Genomic DNA, 331 nt, shown 5'->3' with positions numbered 1-331 from the left:
CTCTTACGAATCGGGATATTGTAGCCAATCGTATCAACAGCTAGAATTCCTACACCATCAGTCACAACAAAGCAATTATCAAGCTGGATTCTTTCGTGATTTTTTCGAAGATAGGCTTTTTGATAAATATCATCTAACAGTTGTTGCGGTAATTCTGAAAGCTCATTCTCAATATAGTCAAATAGATCTGATTCGACTTTTACCAGTGGAACTTGATCTAATAGTTCTACACTGTCATCTTTACGCCATTCATGAAAGTGGCAAACATTATACCCGTTCTCTTCCCCTTCAAACCAATTTACCCATACATCATGAAGATATAACATTGTAC

The 331-nt window shown here is 36.3% G+C and carries 1 protein-coding gene; it reads right to left on the bottom strand.

Going from position 1 to position 331, the window contains the following annotated elements; genetic code table 11:
• Nucleotides 1-326 (bottom strand): DUF3603 family protein (locus RYX56_RS21615; protein WP_317124023.1); only part of this gene is annotated, 326 nt, incomplete at its 3' end.
• Nucleotides 327-331 lie beyond the last annotated feature (5 nt).

Origin of the sequence: Alkalihalophilus lindianensis (assembly GCF_032843265.1) — a bacterium.
GTDB classification, from domain to species: domain Bacteria; phylum Bacillota; class Bacilli; order Bacillales; family Bacillaceae_D; genus Alkalihalophilus; species Alkalihalophilus lindianensis.
This window is presented reverse-complemented; position numbering and strand designations above follow the sequence as displayed.